This window comes from Salinispirillum sp. LH 10-3-1 (genome assembly GCF_030643825.1).
In the GTDB taxonomy this organism is placed as follows: domain Bacteria; phylum Pseudomonadota; class Gammaproteobacteria; order Pseudomonadales; family Natronospirillaceae; genus Salinispirillum.
Window position 1 is genome coordinate 2,862,252 of sequence record NZ_CP101717.1, and the last position, 17,962, is coordinate 2,880,213.

19 protein-coding genes and 1 pseudogene are annotated in these 17,962 nt (G+C 56.2%); 3 read left to right on the top strand and 17 right to left on the bottom strand.

Going from position 1 to position 17,962, the window contains the following annotated elements:
• Window positions 1-6: 6 nt before the first annotated feature.
• From NFC81_RS16005 to NFC81_RS13155, 12 genes are all read right to left on the bottom strand, one after another.
• Complete coding sequence (locus NFC81_RS16005; RefSeq protein WP_370529869.1) at window positions 7-204, bottom strand: AAA family ATPase; 198 nt, start codon at window positions 202-204, stop codon at window positions 7-9.
• A gap of 123 nt (window positions 205-327) precedes the next feature.
• On the bottom strand, window positions 328-762 hold the full coding sequence (locus NFC81_RS13105; RefSeq protein ID WP_304996986.1) for a GNAT family N-acetyltransferase: 435 nt from the start codon (window positions 760-762) through the stop codon (window positions 328-330).
• 193 nt (window positions 763-955) lie between these two features.
• Window positions 956-2,641, bottom strand: coding sequence for a proton-conducting transporter membrane subunit (locus tag NFC81_RS13110; protein ID WP_304994927.1), 1,686 nt, complete (start codon window positions 2,639-2,641; stop codon window positions 956-958).
• The gene (locus NFC81_RS13115) at window positions 2,638-4,242 is read right to left on the bottom strand and encodes a proton-conducting transporter membrane subunit (RefSeq protein WP_304994928.1); all 1,605 of its coding nucleotides are present in this window, start codon (window positions 4,240-4,242) and stop codon (window positions 2,638-2,640) included. Before NFC81_RS13115 ends, NFC81_RS13110 begins: the two co-directional genes overlap by 4 nt.
• On the bottom strand, window positions 4,152-5,576 hold the full coding sequence (locus NFC81_RS13120) for a proton-conducting transporter membrane subunit (RefSeq protein WP_304994929.1): 1,425 nt from the start codon (window positions 5,574-5,576) through the stop codon (window positions 4,152-4,154). Before NFC81_RS13120 ends, NFC81_RS13115 begins: the two co-directional genes overlap by 91 nt.
• Window positions 5,573-5,866: an NADH-quinone oxidoreductase subunit K gene (locus NFC81_RS13125; protein WP_304994930.1), complete on the bottom strand. Its 294-nt coding sequence runs from the start codon at window positions 5,864-5,866 to the stop codon at window positions 5,573-5,575. Before NFC81_RS13125 ends, NFC81_RS13120 begins: the two co-directional genes overlap by 4 nt.
• Window positions 5,863-6,789 carry a Na(+)/H(+) antiporter subunit B gene (locus NFC81_RS13130; protein ID WP_304994931.1) on the bottom strand — a complete coding sequence of 309 codons (927 nt, stop codon included), beginning with the start codon at window positions 6,787-6,789 and terminating at the stop codon, window positions 5,863-5,865. Before NFC81_RS13130 ends, NFC81_RS13125 begins: the two co-directional genes overlap by 4 nt.
• Window positions 6,776-7,093, bottom strand: coding sequence for a monovalent cation/H(+) antiporter subunit G (gene mnhG, locus NFC81_RS13135; RefSeq protein WP_304994932.1), 318 nt, complete (start codon window positions 7,091-7,093; stop codon window positions 6,776-6,778). The genes NFC81_RS13130 and mnhG overlap by 14 nt, the downstream gene beginning before the upstream one ends.
• Entirely contained in the window at window positions 7,086-7,337 is a 252-nt protein-coding gene (locus NFC81_RS13140) for a monovalent cation/H+ antiporter complex subunit F (protein ID WP_304994933.1), read from the bottom strand. Before NFC81_RS13140 ends, mnhG begins: the two co-directional genes overlap by 8 nt.
• On the bottom strand, window positions 7,334-7,849 hold the full coding sequence (locus NFC81_RS13145) for a Na+/H+ antiporter subunit E (RefSeq protein WP_304994934.1): 516 nt from the start codon (window positions 7,847-7,849) through the stop codon (window positions 7,334-7,336). Before NFC81_RS13145 ends, NFC81_RS13140 begins: the two co-directional genes overlap by 4 nt.
• A gap of 109 nt (window positions 7,850-7,958) precedes the next feature.
• The gene (locus NFC81_RS13150) at window positions 7,959-9,803 is read right to left on the bottom strand and encodes a bifunctional diguanylate cyclase/phosphodiesterase (protein WP_304994935.1); all 1,845 of its coding nucleotides are present in this window, start codon (window positions 9,801-9,803) and stop codon (window positions 7,959-7,961) included.
• Window positions 9,804-9,878: 75 nt separating this feature from the next.
• Window positions 9,879-10,451 carry a sugar O-acetyltransferase gene (locus tag NFC81_RS13155; protein WP_304994936.1) on the bottom strand — a complete coding sequence of 191 codons (573 nt, stop codon included), beginning with the start codon at window positions 10,449-10,451 and terminating at the stop codon, window positions 9,879-9,881.
• Between the two features lie 60 nt (window positions 10,452-10,511).
• On the opposite strand from NFC81_RS13155, the gene NFC81_RS13160 reads away from it, so the two are divergent.
• A complete protein-coding gene (locus NFC81_RS13160) occupies window positions 10,512-11,372 on the top strand; it encodes a PA4780 family RIO1-like protein kinase (RefSeq protein WP_304994937.1) in 861 nt (286 codons plus the stop codon).
• A gap of 13 nt (window positions 11,373-11,385) precedes the next feature.
• Here NFC81_RS13160 and NFC81_RS13165 read toward each other — a convergent pair whose 3' ends face one another.
• From NFC81_RS13165 to NFC81_RS13175, 3 genes are all read right to left on the bottom strand, one after another.
• Window positions 11,386-11,952: a DUF1566 domain-containing protein gene (locus NFC81_RS13165; RefSeq protein WP_304994938.1), complete on the bottom strand. Its 567-nt coding sequence runs from the start codon at window positions 11,950-11,952 to the stop codon at window positions 11,386-11,388.
• A gap of 57 nt (window positions 11,953-12,009) precedes the next feature.
• On the bottom strand, window positions 12,010-12,348 hold the full coding sequence (locus NFC81_RS13170; RefSeq protein ID WP_304994939.1) for a zinc ribbon domain-containing protein YjdM: 339 nt from the start codon (window positions 12,346-12,348) through the stop codon (window positions 12,010-12,012).
• 73 nt (window positions 12,349-12,421) lie between these two features.
• Window positions 12,422-13,858, bottom strand: a complete 1,437-nt coding sequence (locus tag NFC81_RS13175) for a phospholipase D-like domain-containing protein (protein WP_304994940.1) — start codon at window positions 13,856-13,858, stop codon at window positions 12,422-12,424.
• 780 nt (window positions 13,859-14,638) lie between these two features.
• Here NFC81_RS13175 and NFC81_RS16010 point away from each other — a divergent pair.
• Window positions 14,639-15,631, top strand: a pseudogene (locus NFC81_RS16010) (methyl-accepting chemotaxis protein); the annotation flags it as partial.
• Window positions 15,632-15,647: 16 nt separating this feature from the next.
• Window positions 15,648-16,388 carry a hypothetical protein gene (locus tag NFC81_RS13185; protein ID WP_304994942.1) on the top strand — a complete coding sequence of 247 codons (741 nt, stop codon included), beginning with the start codon at window positions 15,648-15,650 and terminating at the stop codon, window positions 16,386-16,388.
• Between the two features lie 29 nt (window positions 16,389-16,417).
• Here the strand turns inward: NFC81_RS13185 and rluF are convergent, their stop codons facing one another.
• Together rluF and NFC81_RS13195 are read right to left on the bottom strand one after the other, a co-directional pair.
• Window positions 16,418-17,380 (bottom strand): 23S rRNA pseudouridine(2604) synthase RluF, encoded by a 963-nt coding sequence (gene rluF, locus NFC81_RS13190; protein WP_304994943.1) that lies wholly within the window; start codon window positions 17,378-17,380, stop codon window positions 16,418-16,420.
• A 26-nt stretch (window positions 17,381-17,406) separates the two neighbouring features.
• On the bottom strand, window positions 17,407-17,955 hold the full coding sequence (locus tag NFC81_RS13195) for a cupin (protein ID WP_304994944.1): 549 nt from the start codon (window positions 17,953-17,955) through the stop codon (window positions 17,407-17,409).
• Window positions 17,956-17,962 lie beyond the last annotated feature (7 nt).

The window sequence follows — 17,962 nt, forward strand, 5'->3', positions numbered from 1 at the left end:
ATGTAGCTAGTTATCACCCTCGCTGACAAGGTGATCCGCGGGGCGCGCTGCGTTTCTCGCAAGGCATACGTCTAGACTCGTCTGAAACCATACGGCAATCGCCATGACATCGTGTCGCTGGGCTTCCGCCAAGATGGGCGCTCGCTCCGAGTGTCTGACCAAGATTGCATCAAAGATAATTGAGTTCGGCTCCGCCCGCTTCATAGCTGTAGCCCACGTGCTCTTTCCCGACCTAGGCACCCCGACGAGCACGTACAAACGGCTCTCTCCCTCTCTGGCAGTTAGGGCCGTTCGCAGCGCGGAAATGCAGAGTCTACACTCGCGTTTTTATGCTTCAATGCGTTTAGTCATTACCAGAACATCGACGCCGCGATAGGTCACTTGCTCAACCGGCTGCCAACCTAAACGGGCATAGAGACCACCACTTAAGCTTTCCGTCTGCAAGTGCAACTCGCTGACTCTCAGCGAAAGAGCGACCTGCTCAATTTTTTTAACCAATGCTGAAGCAACATTCTTTCCACGGTGTTCAGCGTCCACGTAAACGCCGCCTAGCCAGTGTTCTTTCTCAGGGTAGATCGACATTTCGTGATAGCGCAGCTGCGCTACACCCATGACCTTATCTCCATCTAGGGCCATAATAATGAGTGGTAGACAGTCTCGGTTAAGGTAATCATTCAGCGTATCCTCAAAAGACGCGACGGAAGCCCCCTCCCTGAGCCGCCCCCACTCTTCGAAGTACCATCTCGCCACGACTGGCTTCATGTCTTGTTTGTCTGCGAGGAAAATAAAGTCCACAACGAGTCACCCTCAATACCCTGTCCATTCGGACGCCAAGCCCAAACAGATCACATAGGAATCTAGCGCCTGGCCTTCCTCGAACATCCGTCCACTTATTGGTCGAACCCAAAGGAACATTTACCCACTTCCGCGAGTGCAAAAGTGTTGAGATGCTGAACTACCACAACCAACCAAGCAGCAGTAATACCATCAAGACCCATGCGGTCATTGCCACGGTGCCCTTCTGCCAAAACCGATTCCAGCGGCGCTCCAATGCTCGTGCTGACCAAGCCGCTTCGCTTGCCGGAGACTGACCTCGGCGCGGCGACAGCAAGCGTTTTATTTGAAACGCCACCAAGGGCGCAGGGCTGCGCAAGCGCAGCAAAAAAGCCGGTGTGCGCCAGCCGAATTTAAGCGCGGCGAAGACAAGTGCAGCCGCGAGCAACAACGGCCACAACAGCGCCCAGCTGGCGTATATGGACAGACTGTAAAGCATGGCGCTGCGCAGCTCCAGCCAGAGCCACGGCAAAGCGATGGGCATCACACAGACCAGCGCCCAAGACCCCAGCATGGCCGGATGCGTGCCCGATACATTCTTGGTGTCACTGTCGGCTACGGGCTGCATCTGGTGTGTTAGCCAGATCACGCGCGCCAACAACAAGGCCGTGCCGAACGACCCGACGGTCAGCAAGACCAGCCAACTGACCAGTGTTGTGTCTTCAAAGGCCGCTTTTAAGGCGGTTTTCGCCGCGCCACCGCTCGTTAAAGGGAGGCCCACCAGCGCCAACGCGGGCAAGGCCATCAGCACCCAATACCAACGATTAAAGCGCTGGTGCATAGCCACTCCAGCGCCCATGAACAGCGCGCCTTTGGCTAGGCCATGATGCACCGCATACAGCGCCAACACACCACCCCAAAGTGCTCTTTGCTCTGGATGCAGCCACGCCAACGACACGATGATCAACAGGTAACCCACTTGGCTGACTGACGAATAGGCCAAGGCCGATTTGGCTTTCACCTGATACAAGCCCACCACAACGCCGAAAAACGCACTGATCAGGCCTATCCCGACCAACACCGGGGCTGCTTGCTGCAGCCATGGGTCGGCTTCGGGCAGGAACCGCCACAAACCCAGCACACCGGCTTTGATCATGGCACCTGACAGCACTGCACTGGCCGCCGCTGGCGCCGCCGGATGCGCCAAGGGCAGCCAGACGTGCAAGGGCCAAAACCCGGCCTTTAAGCCAAAGCCGACAATCAACAGCACTGCGGTTAACGTATTAGTCGGTGCGGGGAGCCAATCGGCTAAATTCAGCAAGCCGTTCGCTTCAAATATGCGCATCAGCAAACCGGCGTAGATGAGCATCTCACCCAGTATGGCGAGCTGTAAATACACCCGGCCAGCGTGCCGCGGACCGGGCCCGCCGTTGTGAACCACTAGGCCGTAGGCCGACAAACTCATCATCGTGAAGCCGACATAGTAGCTGGCGCCGTCTTGCGCAATGATCAACAGCAGGTTGCCGCTGAGCGCGAGCAACCAGAATACCCAATAACGCAGGCGTTGCGCATGGGCGCGCTGACTCACCCAGCTGAACACACTGGCTGCCGCCCAAAGCAACGCCGTAAACCCGAGAAAAGCCCGCCCCACTGCGTCACTGCCGAGCTGACCCAGGCCCCACTCGGCCCCGGGCCACAGCCACGTCAGTACCAGCGGCTCCGGTGTCGACCAGACCAGCCACAGGGCAGGCAAGCAGACCAGCCACAACCACGGCATCAAGCGGTCACGCAGCGCCGGCCAGAGCACCAGCGCTATTATCGCCAGCAGCGGCGTGAGCGGCACCGTCAACCATAGGAATCCTGTCATAGGTCAAACTCCCGATTCACAATCAACTGCGCCCAGTTCAGCGGGCTCAGATCCGTACCGGCCAGCACGCCCACAAGTATGGACAGGGCAGCGGTGAACAGCACCGGTAACAGCAGCATCCAATGTGTTTCACGCCAGCCCGGCGCACCACCGCCCAACTTGGTGTCTTTCGGCCATTCGGTAGGCGGCGACATAAACCAGCCACGGTACAGTATGGGCAGAAAGTACGCGGCATTGAGCATGCCCGACAACATCAGCACGCCAATGACCCAAGCCTGATTCACTTGCAGCGCCCCCTGCCCCAGATACAGTTTGCTGATAAACCCGGCGATCGGCGGCGCACCCATCATCCCCAAAGCACCCACCGTGAAAGCCGCCATGGTCAACGGCATGCGTTTGCCAATGCCGTTCATCTCGTCAATACGGTGCACGTGCAGAGACTCGGCAAAGTTACCTGCGGCAAAGAACAAGGTAACCTTCATCAACCCTTGATGCACCAAATGCACCAACGCCCCCACCGCTGCCAGCGGGCCCATCAGTGCCACCCCAAGGGTGATATAGGACACCTGGCTGACGGTCGAATAGGCCAGACGCTTCTTGATGTCTTGTTGTTGCAGGGCCTTTACCGAACCGTAAACGATGGTCAGCGCCGCTAGCCACAGCAAGGGCAAGTGCAGATTCATGGCCTGCATGGTGCCAACGCCGAACACGTCGTACACCACCCGCACAATACCAAAAGCCCCCGCCTTCACCACTGCGACCGCGTGCAACAGCGCGCTGACCGGCGCGGGGGCGACCATGGCTTGCGGCAGCCAACCGTGTAACGGCACCAGGGCAGCTTTGACGCCCAGACCGGTAATCAGCAACACAAAGGCCAGCATCAGCGCGGGGCTGAAGTCTTGAATGAATCCGGACAGATAGCCGCCTTCAACGAATTCCGGACTGCCCGCGATGGTGTGTAAAACCGCCACGCCCATCAGCGCCAGCACGCCACCCCCCATGGTGAAGGCCAAATAAATGCGACCTGCACGCAGGGCCTCTGGTGTACCGCGGTGCACCACCAAGGGAAAGGTTGCCAGGGTCAGCAGCTCATAGAACAACAAGAAGGTAACGAGGTTACCCGCCAGCGCCAGCCCGACCGTTGCACTGACACACAGACTGAAATAGCCAAAGAAACGCGAACGCAGCTTGGCCCCTTCCAAATAGCCTATTGCGTACACGGTGGTCGCCAGCCACAGCACAGAAGACAGACTGACAAACTGCAGCGACAATGCATCACCCTGCAGAATCAGTGGCGCAAAAGGCAGGAAGGGCAACTCGAAGTGAAAGACCATGCCCTGACTGACGCCGAACAGCATTAAGCCGACCAACGCCAGTTTCAATACCACACCAAACAAGTTCAGCGCCGTGCGCGTGCGAATCCGCTCTTCGCGCAAGGTGAATATTAAGAGGCCGGGTATTAACGAACTGAGGACGATCAACACCGGCAGAATACTGGTCCAACCGAGGTTCATCCGCTCACCCCCGTCAGCCATTGAATGAGCGGCTGACTGATCAACGCCATGCCCCATACCAGCAGCGCCGGCAACAAAGCGAGCCATTGCGCAAAGCGATCGGGCACGAAGTCGGGCCGTACTGGGTCAGCCCGGTCGAAGGCTAGGGCCACCACACGAAACACATAGGCGGCACTGACCAAGGTGCCGACCAAGACACCCAAGGCCCACGGCCAGTGAGCGGGCTCCGCAAACAATGGCAGCAGCAGTATCCACTTGGCCACAAAACCACCGCTCGGCGGCAAACCGATCAAGCTGCCCCCGGCCACCGCAAAAGCGAACATGGCCACTGGCATGGTTTCTGTGGCGCCTTTCAGCCCCGCCACACGTTTAGTGCCAATGGTCGCCTGCATTTCACCGGCGGCCAAAAACATCGAGACCTTAGCCAACCCATGGGCAATGATGAACAACCATAGGGCGACTTCCAGCTCCGGCTCTTGCCAGTACAGCAACAGCCCCAGCGCTAAAAGGGCGTAACCCAGCTGGGCCACCGTGGAGTAGGCCACCAACACCTTGATGTAAGGTGTGCGAATAGCCGACCAACCTGCCGAGATCAATGCAATTACCCCCGCGACAGCCATCAACCAGCCTGCGGATACCGCCAGCTCAGGCGGAGCGACTTTTGCCCAAAGCACCCACAGGATGAAAATGGGACCCTTCACCACCAGCGCCGACAGTAGCGCGCTGACCGAGGTCGGTGCGCCGGCATGCGCCGGGGGCAACCAGAGGTGCATCGGCCACAGCGCGCCCTTAACCATCAGACCCAGGGTCATCAACAGCAACGCCATTTGAGTAGTGGCATCGGCCACCGTCAGCTCGGCCAGCAGGGTCACATCCAGCACGCCATAACGGCCATACAACAGCGCCACACCGAGCAAGTAACACAGCGAGCCGACCAGCGACAGCAGTAGGTAACGCAATGCAGCGCCGTACGCTTTGCGACCCGACAAGGTCACCAGCGCAACGGCCACCAAGCCGAGCAACTCCAGCGTGACGTACCAGTTGAACAGATCGTTTGACAGCCACAAAGCCGCCAAGCTGGCGTGCAGTAGGCTCGACAGAGGCCAATAGTCGGTGTCGCGCGTCTGACTGTGGCTACTGCGCTCTGCGTACACCGCCACCAACAAATGAATGAGTGCCGTGAAAACCAGCAGTAAAGCCGCGACGGGCTGCAGGTGAAAACGAATGCCCAATGGCGCTTCCCAGCCGCCCAGTGCCAAATACTGTGTACCGCTGCCCATCACCGACAGCAGCGCAAAAGCCGCCGCCACCAAACTCAGCGCGCTGGCCAGAATGACCCAGACACCCCGGCGCGAACCGGTGAGCAACAGCACCAGCGCGGTCAGTAAGGGAATTAACAGACTGATGAGCGCGTAGGTCATGCCTTCGGCTCCGATGCTTTTTTATCACCGGCCTGCGCCGCAGTCGCCAACCGCAAGGCGAATGCCGTGGCGCTGACAGCGACCACGAGCCCGGTCACCACCAAGGCGTGCAATACCGGGTCGCGGGCCTCACCGCGTGCAGCCAACGCCACCATAACCAGAAAGACCCCACTGCCCATGATGTTAATGGCGATGATGCGACGAATGGCTTGGCGCGCCAGCAAGACGCCGTGCAGACCCAGCACGAACAGCACGATGCCAATGCCTAGCCAGAACATTACCGGCGTCATGCGCGCACCTCGTCTGGCTCACCGACCACCAGCAGAGTCAACGTGGTGGCAATGGACACCGTAGCCGCAATTTCAATCAGCAAGATTAATAGTCCATTAAAGGGCAGTGGATAATTAAGCCAGCCAGCACCCAGCCAGTGGGTGAAAATAGCGACTGTGAGGAATACCGCTACGCCCAATAAAACCAAGATGCGTACCCCCCAAGACGACCAACGCACCGGCGGCAGAAGATGATTTAAACGCAGAACTACGGCCGCAGCGGCCAGCAACGCACCGGACTGAAAGGCTCCACCCGGATAATTCGAACCACGCCACAACAGATACCCGCCGACCAGTACCGCCAGTGGTGCCAGTATCCGACTCCATGCTTCTAACAAGGCCCAGGGTGCAGCAATCACCAAGGGCTTAGTGGCCAATTGGCGCACGCCCAGAAGGGCCAGCAGCAGTACGACGAGTTCGAGTAAGGTATCCCACGCGCGGAAATTCAACAGCACTGCGGTAACAGGGTGACCCACACCAGCGTCAGCCATGTTCTGTGTGACAGCATCCATTAAGCCGGGCTCCGCCATGCGATCCAGTCCGACCAATGAACGCACCAGCAGCACGCCGACCAGCAACGCCAACCCAGTGGCAGGCCAACGCTGGCGCGTCCAGTGGGCACTGCGCTGTTCCGCAAAGGGTGTGGTAGATGTTTGTGCCAACGCGGCCAGCAACAACGCGCCGGTCAGGCCCGCACCAATGGCGGCTTCCGCTAAGGCCAGATCGGCAGCGCCTAGGCGCGCCCACACCACAGCCAGCAACAAACCAAAAGCGATGAACAGCACAATACTGGCGTACAGCGTTCGGGCATAGAGTACGGCCACCGCCAACACCACCACCAGCAACCCCAGCACGCCATCGAAGACCCAGTCAGTCAGCGCCATGCACTTCTTCCTCCGCTGGCGCATCTTCTTCGTGGGCATAACGCGCCAACAACTGACAAGCGGTTGCGCCTGAGGCCAGCACCAGCAACCACACCAGCACCATGATCACCACTGTTTGTAGGCTGTCCGCGCGTACGCTCAGGCCAATGACCACCAAACCAAAGCCTAACGTATCGGCCTTAGTCACCGCGTGAAGACGGCTGTAGACATCCGGAAAGCGCAGCAGCCCTAGCGTACCGGCTACAAAGAAAAAGCCACCGGCGACAAAGAACAGGCCGCTGATCCAAAGCAACAGATCACTCATGCCGCCCCCTCCGCAGATACTGCACCAGAGCAGCCGACACCACGGCCGCCAGCAGAGCCAACACCAAGGCCGCATCACGCAGGGCAGGTGCCTCTTCCACTTGAGCCAATACCAGCATAATGGCGACCCCGGCCGTGCCGAATAATTGAATGGACATCAGTCGATCAACGGCGGTCGGCCCGCGCACCACGCGGTATAAGCCAGCCAGAATCGTCAATAGCAGGAGCGTTGCCAGCCACATCATGTCTGCGCTCCCGGAAACAGTTGGTCGAGATGCGTTTCCAGCCTATGGATAGCCGTCTGCCAATCACGCTGATCATCCAACACGTGCACTGTCATGCGGTCACCCAGCACACCGGACGACAAGGTACCAGGCATCAAGCCAATGCAAGCCGATACCGCTAGGCGCACGCGAGGCCGGTGCGCCGCGAAGGTGTAGTATGTCCAACGGGGAGAAACAGATACGCGCGGAGAAAAAGCCCGCCGCGCCACATCCCAGCCGCCTACAGCAACTTCTCGACCGAAGAACCATAGAAACGCTGGCAAATGACGCCACTGCAAACGCGGAATGCGCAGCCCTAGGCGCACCGTTAATGCTGCCGCAGCCGGTACTAGGAAAGCACCCAGGTACCAACCGCTACCCTCGGCCAGCAACAACCAAAGTACGGCGTAAAATATCAACCAATGAGCCAACGAACGTAATCGTGCGAGCGTATTTACGGGTACTTGGTGGGGAGTTTTCTCAGGTTTTGCCACAGATGCTCCTTGGTTCATTCCGTTAACAAAACATAGTAGGGGTTCCCTTAAGCCGTCTCAAGGGAGCGGGGCTGACGCAGGTCAGTAAAACCGCCTGCCCAGAGCGCCATCAGCCACCAAAACGCTGCTCGAACGGAATGATATCCAGTGGCTTGCTGAACCAGAATCCCTGAAAACACTGACAACCCAACTGGGCCAGCAAGTCTCGCTGTGCCGCGTTCTCAACACCTTCGGCCACCACACCTAAGTCCATGCAATCGGCCAAAGCAACGACCATTTTGGCGATGGCAACATCACTGCTGTCTGCCAAAATATCCCTAACAAAGCTTTTGTCTATTTTTACCTCGGTGAGTGGTAAACGCTTAAGGTAGCTGAGTGACGAGTACCCCGTACCGAAGTCATCGAGCGAAAATCCTACGCCCTCAGCCTGCAACTGAGTCATTTTCTCAATGACATCGGTGATGTCTACCGCCAATAAACTTTCAGTGATCTCCAGTTTCAAACGAGTTGCATCGGCACCTGTCGCGGCTAAGGCTGAGCGTACCTGATCTACAAAATCCGGCTGCTGGAATTGCAGCAAGCTGATATTGACTGAAATACAGACGTGTTTGAACGGCGGCAATTCAGACCATAAGGCTAATTGACGACAAGCTTGACGCAAGACCCATTGCCCGATGGGAATGATCAAACCGCTCTCTTCAGCGAAGGGAATAAACTCTGGCGGAGCAACAATGCCACGCGTTGGATGCTCCCAGCGGATCAAGGCTTCGGCACCCACTACGCGCGAATCCAAGTCAAATTGCGGCTGATAGTGCAACACCCATTGCTGGTCTTCAATGGCGGTGCGCAGCTCGCGCCCTAGCGCTGCTCGAGCGTTCGCCTGAGCCTGCATCGCCGAATCATAAAAGCGCAGGGTATCTCGTCCCGCCGCCTTGGCCTGATACATGGCAAGCTCAGCATGCTTCAGCAACACGTCGACCGACTCCTCCAGCGACTGAAATACACAGGCCCCTACGCTCAAAGATATACGATGCTCAATGTCACCTAAATGAAACACCTGACCACACACCTGCATCGCGCGTTCAGCTAAGGCCTTTAACTGCGCCTCGGCCAGGTTTTTGCTGGGAGCCAAATCGCGCATCACCAAAGCAAACTCATCACCGCCAACCCGGGCCAGTATATCTGCGGGCTGCAATAGGGCGCTCAAACGCGCCGCCAGTTCAACCAACAACAGGTCACCGTATTGATGCCCATGGCTGTCATTCAAGGTTTTGAAATGGTCTAAGTCCAGCAACAACAATCCGCTCAGACCATCTGCCGACCTCGCCTCGATGGCGCATGAGGTCAGCAAGGTACCAAGATGGTGACGGTTGGGCAGTTCCGTCACCGGGTCATACAAAGCAAGTGTACGCAGTTGCTGTACTGCTCGCCCGCGCAGCAAGCTGCCGCAAAGATTACCAGCAACCAACTTAAGAGCAGCTGTTTCTTCTTCCGTCCATACGTGTTGAGCACGCACGAGATCAATACCAAACATGCCCAATAGCCCATCGCTGCTGTGCAAAGGCAACATAATGACCGAGCGAATACCCTGCGGGGCCAACAGCGCGCGCTCCGGACTGTTTTCCGGCAACGCTGTCACATCGGAAATCTGCACCACCTCGCCACGATGCCAAGGCTGAAACCACACATAAAAATCTGCAGTGGCGATGTTCTGCAAATGCTCCAATTGAGAGGAAACGCCCGGCGCACACCATTCATAGGTATTATCAGCATGTGAACGGTCAGGAGAAAACTCAAAGATGTAAGTACGATCCGCATTGAAATAGTGCCCAATGACCGCCAATGCACGCTGATTCACGGCACTGAGCTCTTCGTGACGCGCCGTGACAAAGGCTGTCGACAACGCCGAAACAAGCTCGAAAAAGGCAGTGTGTGTTTGGCGAGCCTCAGTCATCAAATACCCGTGGTGGTTATTGCGCGAAACCTATGACTCAGAGTGTAGTAAAGAAACCAATGTTTCACCCACGAGTTAAGGTAAAGGACTTTCATCCATCAACGAACGCACGACTCGGCATGGATTTCCCGCTGCAAAAACATCCGCTGGCAGGTCACGCGTCACTACGCTCCCGGCACCGATCACCGTCCGCGCACCGATCGTGACACCGGGACAAATAATGGCGCCGCCACCGATCCAGACATCGTCGCCAATGGTCACGGGCAATGCTTTTTCAGCGTGGGTACGACGTGTTTCGGCGTCCATGGGATGCAGGACGGTATAAATCTGCACCGCCGGGCCGATCAGGGTATGAGCGCCAATGCGCACGGGTGCCGCATCCAGCACCACGCAGTTCGCGTTAAAGAACACCCCCTTGCCCAACTGAACCTGTGCGCCATAATCACAATAAAACGGCGGCGTAATGCGCGCTGAATTGCCGCCAGCCCCTAACAACGCTTTCAAGATGCGCTTGCGCTCTAAGGTTTCAAATGAGCGCGTTTGATTGTATTCCCGACACAGATCACTGGCCCGATGACGCGCCTGAGTCAATTCGCGCACCATGGGGTTGTAATATGCGCCGTTCAGCATGTTCTCAGTTTCAGACATCGTGCAAAGCCTCCGTTTGCTGTATTCTCCGCTCTAACTCCATTGCGCATCAAGGGCCGCATGAAAATCCCCAAAAGACTCCAACCTCTGGTTGACGATGGCCTCGTCGATGAGGTGCTGTATCCCTTGATGAGCGGCAAAGAAGCGGCCGTGTTCGTGGTGCGTTGTGGCGACGACATTCGCTGCGCCAAAGTCTACAAAGACGCCGCGCAACGCAGCTTCAAAAAAGCCGTCACCTACCGCGAAGGCCGTAAAGACCGCAGCAGCCGCCGTGCCCGCGCCATGGAAAAAGGCTCTAAGTTTGGCCGCCAGCAGCAGGAAACCAGTTGGCAAAATGCTGAAGTGGATGCCTTATTTAAATTGGCCGCTGCCGGTGTGCGCGTGCCCGAACCTTACGGCTGTGTCGACGGCGTGCTGTTGATGGAGCTGGTGACCGACGACGAGGGTAATGTCGCCCCGCGCCTGAGCGAAGTGATTCTGACCGAAGAACAAGCCCGGGAAGACCACGCCCTGATGATGCATTACGTCATGCGCATGCTGTGCGCGGGCCTGATTCATGGCGACTTGTCGGAATTCAATGTCTTGGTCGACGACTATGGCCCGGTCATTATCGACTTGCCGCAAGCGGTTGACGCCGCCGCCAACAACCACGCTGAACGCATGTTGTTGCGCGACGTGGAAAACATGAACGCGTATTACGGCCAGTTTGCGCCGGAACTGCTCACGGCGCGCTACGCACAAGAAATGTGGGCGCTGTATGAAGAAGGCGAACTACACCCCGACTATCCGCTCACCGGTGAACACCCGGAAGACGAACACGAAGCCGACATCGACGGCGTTTTGGCTGAGATACAAGCCACCATCGAAGAGGAGCGCGAACGGCAGGAACGCTTGCAAGAAGCCGATTCGCCGGAAGAATAATGACAGTGGCGGACTAGTGTCCGCCGCGCACCATACGCACTCGCAATGGCGTACTGCGATAACTGCCGCTCAGCGCTCCGTCGCCCGAACCAACCACCCACGCATTCACATTGCTGGTGCCGTAATTCGACGATGACCAATACCAGGTATCCGGCGTATTAGGAAAAGCCGCCGCAAGGACCGTAGGCTTGAGGAAATTGCCCAAACAATGGCCGCCATAGCCATTGCTGTTAAAGCCGCTGCGTTGATCACTGCTGCAATGCACGATGGTATTCAGTTCATCCCGTGTTGGCAGGCGCCAGTCCGTGTGGCCCGCGAATTCCAAACCCTGTGCCAGCGTCATGGCGTTGTCCCAAGTGTGGCGACTGGCTCCACCACTGCAACTGACGCCATTCCATTGCTGGCCCAGACTGCACCGCATCCAAGTCAGACCTGTTTGCTGGTCGGTCAAGGTACCATTCCCGTGATCCTGAAACCGGCCGTCGATGATTTGCCCTTGAGCAGCGCCGGCCAAGGATACAATCAATAACACGCGCAACAACAAAGCCGCAGTCGAAGCTGGGCGTACAACGTCTTTCATGATGGTTAACTCCGCTTTTTTATCTTTATTCGGGGTTAGGGTTAAACAGCATTCAACTTACACTTTCTTCACGAATTCGGTTTTCAATTTCATGGCGCCGATGCCATCAATTTTGCAGTCAATGTCGTGGTCGCCGTCGACCAAACGAATGTTCTTCACCTTGGTGCCCACTTTGACCACCGACGAGCTGCCTTTTACCTTGAGGTCTTTAATCACCGTCACTGTATCGCCATCCGCCAGCACCGTGCCATTCGCATCGCGGTAAACCTTTTCGTCGCTCGGCTCACCCGCACCGCTTTGGGCCCATTCATGCCCGCACGAAGGACAGACATACATCAAGCCGTCTTCATAGGTGTATTCGGCGGTACAAGCCGGGCAATGCGGTAACGCACTCATAGCAATATCCTGTTCATCAGTGGAGGCAGCGTAAAAAGCGCCCCCATCATACAGAAAAAGCACTCAACGTACCTCAAAAGGTACTGAGCCCCCAACGCTCCATCAGCCAATACAAGGCCTGCCGCCACCGGTCTTCATCGGCGTAGGTCGCGTACTCCGTGCTCAGGTGCTGCCCCGGTAATTGATGCCAATAGCGATCGAACCAGCGCACTGAGTCACGCATGGCTCGACTGCCGGTCGTGCCTTCCAGTAACACATTGGTCTCAAGGTTATAGTTGTCGAGGTTGCGCCGGGTCAGGTTCGCCGAGCCCAGCAACAGCACGCTGTCACCATTGGCATAGCGCACTTGCAGAAACTTGCTGTGGCATTGTTCGCCATGGGTCGCACACCAACGAACCGGTACGCCAGCGGCGTGCAGTGCGAGAGCGGTCTGACGATTAGGAATACCGTTTTTCTCTCTCCCAAAGGAGTCTTTCGCCGGGTCCAGCAACACACGCAGTGTGACCCCTCGTTCTTGCGCCGCAATCAGTGCCGCGACGATGTCACGATCGGCCAGATAAAACGCCGCCACATCGACCAGATCGTCACGTCTGGTGCGCGCTACCGTAGCCAGCCAAGCCTGTTTAATCGCCTGCTCCGTTAGCACCTGCAGGCGTTCATCGGAGGGCTCTGCGTCGGTTGGAATGGCCACATTCAGGTCTGGGCCGCCAGAGAATGCCAATACCGCCCGCTCAGTTGCCAGTAGGTCAGCCACCGCCGGACCGGTGAATCGCAAGGCGACATTACCGTGCGCGCTGCTTGCGTCGTGTGGGTTAGCAGAGGTCACCACGGCCACGTACAAGTCACCATTGTCGGCAATCATTAACTTGCGGTGATTTGCTTTAAAATTGATCAGCGATAAGTAACTGCGCGCCGAAATACGTCCGGCACCAATCGGGTTGCCAAAGGTATCTCCCGGCCCCACTCCCCACGGTGCAATGAAGGTACGCCACAGTGCTGAAAAGGCGGGGTTGCTGTCGCGTAACGCGGGCAAATGCGTAATCACTACATCGATGTTGGCGGCTTCAAGACGGTTAAAGATGCCTGACTCTAGGCTGCCATACAAGGTATTGATCGGATCGGTAATGACCACGATTTGCATGTCGGGCTGAGCCTCTCGACGCGCCAGCAGTCGATCGGTTAACTCTGAGGATAACGCACGGTGTGTTTCAGGCTCCGCGCCCTGAAAGCTATTGAACAGGAACATATCGAGCAGCAGGAAATGCTCGGCGGCGTCGATGAGACCAAAGATCTCATCGAAGATAGTCTGTTCCGTGTGTCGTTCGCCTGAGTCATCGACATAGGTCACATCGGCCAAAAATTTTACATGATGAGCCGCACGCAGCTCTCCAGAAAAATCCAAACCGGCAGGCAGAGCCTTGTTTGCATGGTGCCAGCCGACACCACCTACGGTGACCAATAGTGCGGCGAACGCACTCAGCAGTCCGTACTTAATGTGCCTTCTTGTCATAACGCCCCCTCCGGGCAAAGTGACAGCACACCATAATGCCTTCAATTTTCTGCCCTGTCGTCCGACTTTAATTTTTACTTTTGTCCTTGTTTTACCCCACCAGTCGTCTATTTTTTTAAATAGTCTTACCTTGTGGAGTGCCTGCTCATGAACAACCTCTCCATCCGCGCCAAATTCCTTGTCTTAGTGATCTCGATATCGGTGATTTTTATTGTGGCCCTCTTGGCAATACGTGCCACCAGTGTGCGCATCACTGCAAACTTCGAGCGTTTTTATGAGGATAATTTTGCTGTGTCGCTGCTGGTGGAGCGCATTAAGGAAGCGCAAGTCGACATTGTGGTGGATGTGCGGGGTTTGCAGATCGCTTACCTGCTGAACCTCTCTGATCAGATTCCGGGCTACTTAACCAACATGGAGCGCAATTACCGTGAAACGCCGGAGCTGTTGCGCGCCCTTAACGAACGCTATGTGGGCGAGCCGGCCAGCCTTCAGCGCTTAAATAGTCTAGTAACCGACTATCAAACGAAGACTAAAGCCTTTGTTGCGGCCATGGAAAGCTCTCCGAACAACCAGGCTCCATTCCCGGTGTTCTCAGCATTTATAACGTCGTACAACGACCTACTTGCGCATTTTGACGACCTCAAAGCCGAGACAGACCTCGCCGCCATCGAAGCACAGAACGATGCCCGAGACGCAGTAGCGGCAGCGAACCTGGTATTTTACCTTTCTTTGTTGATCGCCGTAGTGGCGGCCACGGTGCTGAGTGTGTTCATTTCACGCAACATCATTCAGAACATAAAAAAAGTTCGAGACCTCGCAAATGCTTTGGTTGAAGGCGATTTGACACGACGCAGCCAGGTAGCGGGGTCGGATGAAGTGGCCGAGCTCAGCCGGTCGCTGGACGAAACTGTAACTCACCTGAGCAGCGTCATTCGTGAAATTGCCCAATCAGCCGAAGTTGTCGGGACCAACAGCGAAACCGTTTTGGACGCCAATCGCCACATTCAGAGCATGGCGAATCAAGTTACCGACAATACCAGTCAAGTGGTCACCGCCATTGAAGAAATGTCGGCCACCAGCAAGAACATAGCGGAGAACACCAACAATACCGCTGCGGCATCAAGCGAAATGGCTGGTATGGCGACGCAGGGTTTGGATGCATCAGCAGCAACCATTGATACGGTGCAGCAAATGGTGGCTAGCTTGCAAGAAACCTCAACGGTCATCGACCGCTTACAGGAAGAAACAGCCAACATTGAGCGCATTCTCGATGTGATTCGCGGCATTTCTGAGCAAACTAATCTATTAGCCCTGAACGCTGCCATTGAAGCAGCTCGCGCCGGAGAACAAGGACGCGGTTTTGCCGTCGTAGCCGACGAGGTGCGTGGGTTGGCTCAGCGGTCGCAAGACTCAGTAAATGAGATAGAAACCCTGCTCGCGCAATTAAGTGCTGCCGGTCGAGATGCGGTGACGCGCATGAATGCCTCCACCGGCATGGCCGACGTAACACGTGGCAAGATCGACGAAAACTTTAAGATGCTGAAAGACATTCTGGCACGGGTTGAACATGTCAACGAACAAGCGCAGCAGATTGCGACAGCGGCAGAAGAGCAAAGCGCTGTTGCGGCAGACATCAGTCAGAACATGCATGCCGTGCAACAGTTGACCAACGAAACCGCTGAAACCGCCACCAATACCAACACCTACAGCGAGGAAATGAATCAAGTCAGTAGCACAGTATTGAGCCAACTCAAGTTCTTCCGCATTAACTAAGAAAAACGGTCAAACGATGGTTAATTGGTGGCGAGCAAATATCATCCTAAGCGCACTGTTTTGCACTGCGCTAGGGCTGGCTCAGCCACAATCTGTCGTTTTGTGGAACTACCACGACCTCCCGCCTTTCGTCATTGATCAGCGCTCGGGCCTCAGCCATGCGCTTGCTGATTGGCTCAATAGGCACGCCGAGGGCCAATACGAATTCAGTGTGCTCACCTTACCGCGCGAACGCCTGAACGTTCTCTTGCAACAAGGCCATCAGGGTATTGTGCTCTGGGCGAACCCAGCGTGGTTTGGTGACAGCGCAGAAGAGACTTTTCTTTGGTCAGAGGCCATGCTGGAAGACCGCAACGCCGTCATATCGCATCGAAGCCATTCCATTGACTATGCTGGCCCTGAGTCGCTACGAGGTAAGCACCTCGCAGTAGTGCGCGGGTATCGATTTGCTGATCTAGAACCACTTATTGAAGCAGGCCAAATTGTGCGCTATGACGTCAATCGTGAAGATAACGCTTTGCTCATGGTATCGAGGTTGCGTGATGTTCAGGTAACCATCATGTCTGACATTTCAGCTGGCTTCATTGCTCAGAAACTAGGGGTCGAAGACGACCTCTATCTATCTCCCGTCGCACACAGTTACTACGAGCGACGCCTGCTGATTACATCACAACTGACCGATGTCGCAGACTTTCTTGAAGAACATATCCCTCGATTGCTGGCTTCCGAGGAATGGGCACAGTGGCTCGACAGCTAGGGCCATTAGCTTTTTCTAGCCTAGGCACACTAACCCGAACGTCGTCCGCCCTTCGGCGAGCGACCAGGCTTTTGCTTAGTCTGACCGGGAGCACGCGGCTTAGGCTCCGACGAAGGGCGTCCTTTACCACGCCCAGCAGGTGCGCCACGCGGGGGTCTTCCACCATCCGGCGCCCGCGCATTGGGGCGTCCCGGCCTAGCGGGATTTGACTTGGCTTTATTGGGTGGCTTGCGATTGCGCTGTGACTTGCCTGGTGATGTCGCCACATTGCCTTCCGACTCCGCCAGCATCCCAAACAGTGTTTTCAGCTCTTTCGGCGTCAGATCGCGCCAGTCACCGACGGCCAACCCTTTCAGCGATACATTCATAATGCGCACGCGCTCAAGCCGCACGACGTCATAACCGAAATGCTCACACATGCGGCGTATTTGCCGGTTGAGTCCCTGTACCAGAACAATATTAAAGGCATTGGCACCGACCTTGGTCACCCGGCATTTCTTGGTAACTTCGCCCAAAATAGGCACACCACTGGCCATGCCAGCGATGAATTCGTCGGTCACGGGTTTGTTCACCGTAACCACGTATTCTTTTTCGTGCTGATTGTGGGCGCGCAGAATCTTATTAACCAGGTCACCGTTGTTGGTCAGGAAAATCAGACCTTGCGAGTCTTTGTCGAGTCGCCCGATGGGAAAGATACGCACGCTGTGCTGCACGAAATCAACGATGTTGTCTTTCTCACTGGATTCGGTAGTACTGACGATGCCCACCGGCTTGTTCAGCGCAATCAGGACCAGATCTTCCGCTTCCTGTGGCTCGATGATTTGACCATTCACCTTAACCACGCTGCCCGGTACCACCTGATCTCCGGTAGTGGCGCGCCGCCCATCAATATACACATTGCCCTGTTCAATAAAGCGGTCGGCATCGCGGCGCGAGCACAGACCGCTTTCGCTGATGTATTTATTAATCCGTGTGGAGGTTTTAAAAACCATGTGTCAGTGCTTACTCATGGGGCAGATCAAAACTGATCAAACAAGGGAAAACGCTGCGCGATATCGGCCCCAGTAAAGTTAGCCACCCAACCTTCAGGGTTGTTAAACAAGCGAATGGCGGTGAACTCCGGCGTCGGCCCCATATCAAACCAATGCGGCGTGTTGGCCGGTACGCTGATAAGGTCGTTGCGTTCGCACAACACCTGAAATACCTTGTTGTCGAGGTGCAGGCAGAACAGCCCCTGCCCTTTCACAAAGAATCGCACTTCGTCTTCACTGTGCCGGTGTTCGTCCAAAAACTTCTGCCGGAACGCCTCGCGCTCCGGGTGGTCGGGCACCATATGTACCACGTCGACGGTCTGATAGCCGCCTTCGGCTTTCAGGCGATCAATGTCTTTCTGATAGAGTGCAATTATCTCGTCGTTGCTCGCATCGGGTGCTAATTCATGCGGCGCTTGCCAGTGTTCAAACTGCACGCCTACGGTACTGAGTTCGGTGCGAATGTGATAGCTGTCGTCCGTATCCAGCAGCAACTTACTGGGATCGTCGTGAGCATAGACTTTCAGGTGAGACATATGAGCA

Excerpts from the sequence above, each read along its gene's own strand:
- NFC81_RS16005 (WP_370529869.1), bottom strand. The coding sequence starts at position 204 with ATGAAGCGGGCGGAGCCGAACTCAATTATCTTTGATGCAATCTTGGTC.
- NFC81_RS13105 (WP_304996986.1), bottom strand. The coding sequence starts at position 762 with ATGAAGCCAGTCGTGGCGAGATGGTACTTCGAAGAGTGGGGGCGGCTC.
- NFC81_RS13110 (WP_304994927.1), bottom strand. The coding sequence starts at position 2,641 with ATGACAGGATTCCTATGGTTGACGGTGCCGCTCACGCCGCTGCTGGCG.
- NFC81_RS13115 (WP_304994928.1), bottom strand. The coding sequence starts at position 4,242 with ATGGCTCGCTTTGTTGCCGGCGCTGCTGGTATGGGGCATGGCGTTGAT.
- NFC81_RS13120 (WP_304994929.1), bottom strand. The coding sequence starts at position 5,576 with ATGACCTACGCGCTCATCAGTCTGTTAATTCCCTTACTGACCGCGCTG.
- NFC81_RS13125 (WP_304994930.1), bottom strand. The coding sequence starts at position 5,866 with ATGACGCCGGTAATGTTCTGGCTAGGCATTGGCATCGTGCTGTTCGTG.
- NFC81_RS13130 (WP_304994931.1), bottom strand. The coding sequence starts at position 6,789 with ATGGCGCTGACTGACTGGGTCTTCGATGGCGTGCTGGGGTTGCTGGTG.
- mnhG (WP_304994932.1), bottom strand. The coding sequence starts at position 7,093 with ATGAGTGATCTGTTGCTTTGGATCAGCGGCCTGTTCTTTGTCGCCGGT.
- NFC81_RS13140 (WP_304994933.1), bottom strand. The coding sequence starts at position 7,337 with ATGATGTGGCTGGCAACGCTCCTGCTATTGACGATTCTGGCTGGCTTA.
- NFC81_RS13150 (WP_304994935.1), bottom strand. The coding sequence starts at position 9,803 with ATGACTGAGGCTCGCCAAACACACACTGCCTTTTTCGAGCTTGTTTCG.
- NFC81_RS13155 (WP_304994936.1), bottom strand. The coding sequence starts at position 10,451 with ATGTCTGAAACTGAGAACATGCTGAACGGCGCATATTACAACCCCATG.
- NFC81_RS13160 (WP_304994937.1), top strand. The coding sequence starts at position 10,512 with ATGAAAATCCCCAAAAGACTCCAACCTCTGGTTGACGATGGCCTCGTC.
- NFC81_RS13165 (WP_304994938.1), bottom strand. The coding sequence starts at position 11,952 with ATGAAAGACGTTGTACGCCCAGCTTCGACTGCGGCTTTGTTGTTGCGC.
- NFC81_RS13170 (WP_304994939.1), bottom strand. The coding sequence starts at position 12,348 with ATGAGTGCGTTACCGCATTGCCCGGCTTGTACCGCCGAATACACCTAT.
- NFC81_RS13175 (WP_304994940.1), bottom strand. The coding sequence starts at position 13,858 with ATGACAAGAAGGCACATTAAGTACGGACTGCTGAGTGCGTTCGCCGCA.
- NFC81_RS13185 (WP_304994942.1), top strand. The coding sequence starts at position 15,648 with ATGGTTAATTGGTGGCGAGCAAATATCATCCTAAGCGCACTGTTTTGC.
- rluF (WP_304994943.1), bottom strand. The coding sequence starts at position 17,380 with ATGGTTTTTAAAACCTCCACACGGATTAATAAATACATCAGCGAAAGC.
- NFC81_RS13195 (WP_304994944.1), bottom strand. The coding sequence starts at position 17,955 with ATGTCTCACCTGAAAGTCTATGCTCACGACGATCCCAGTAAGTTGCTG.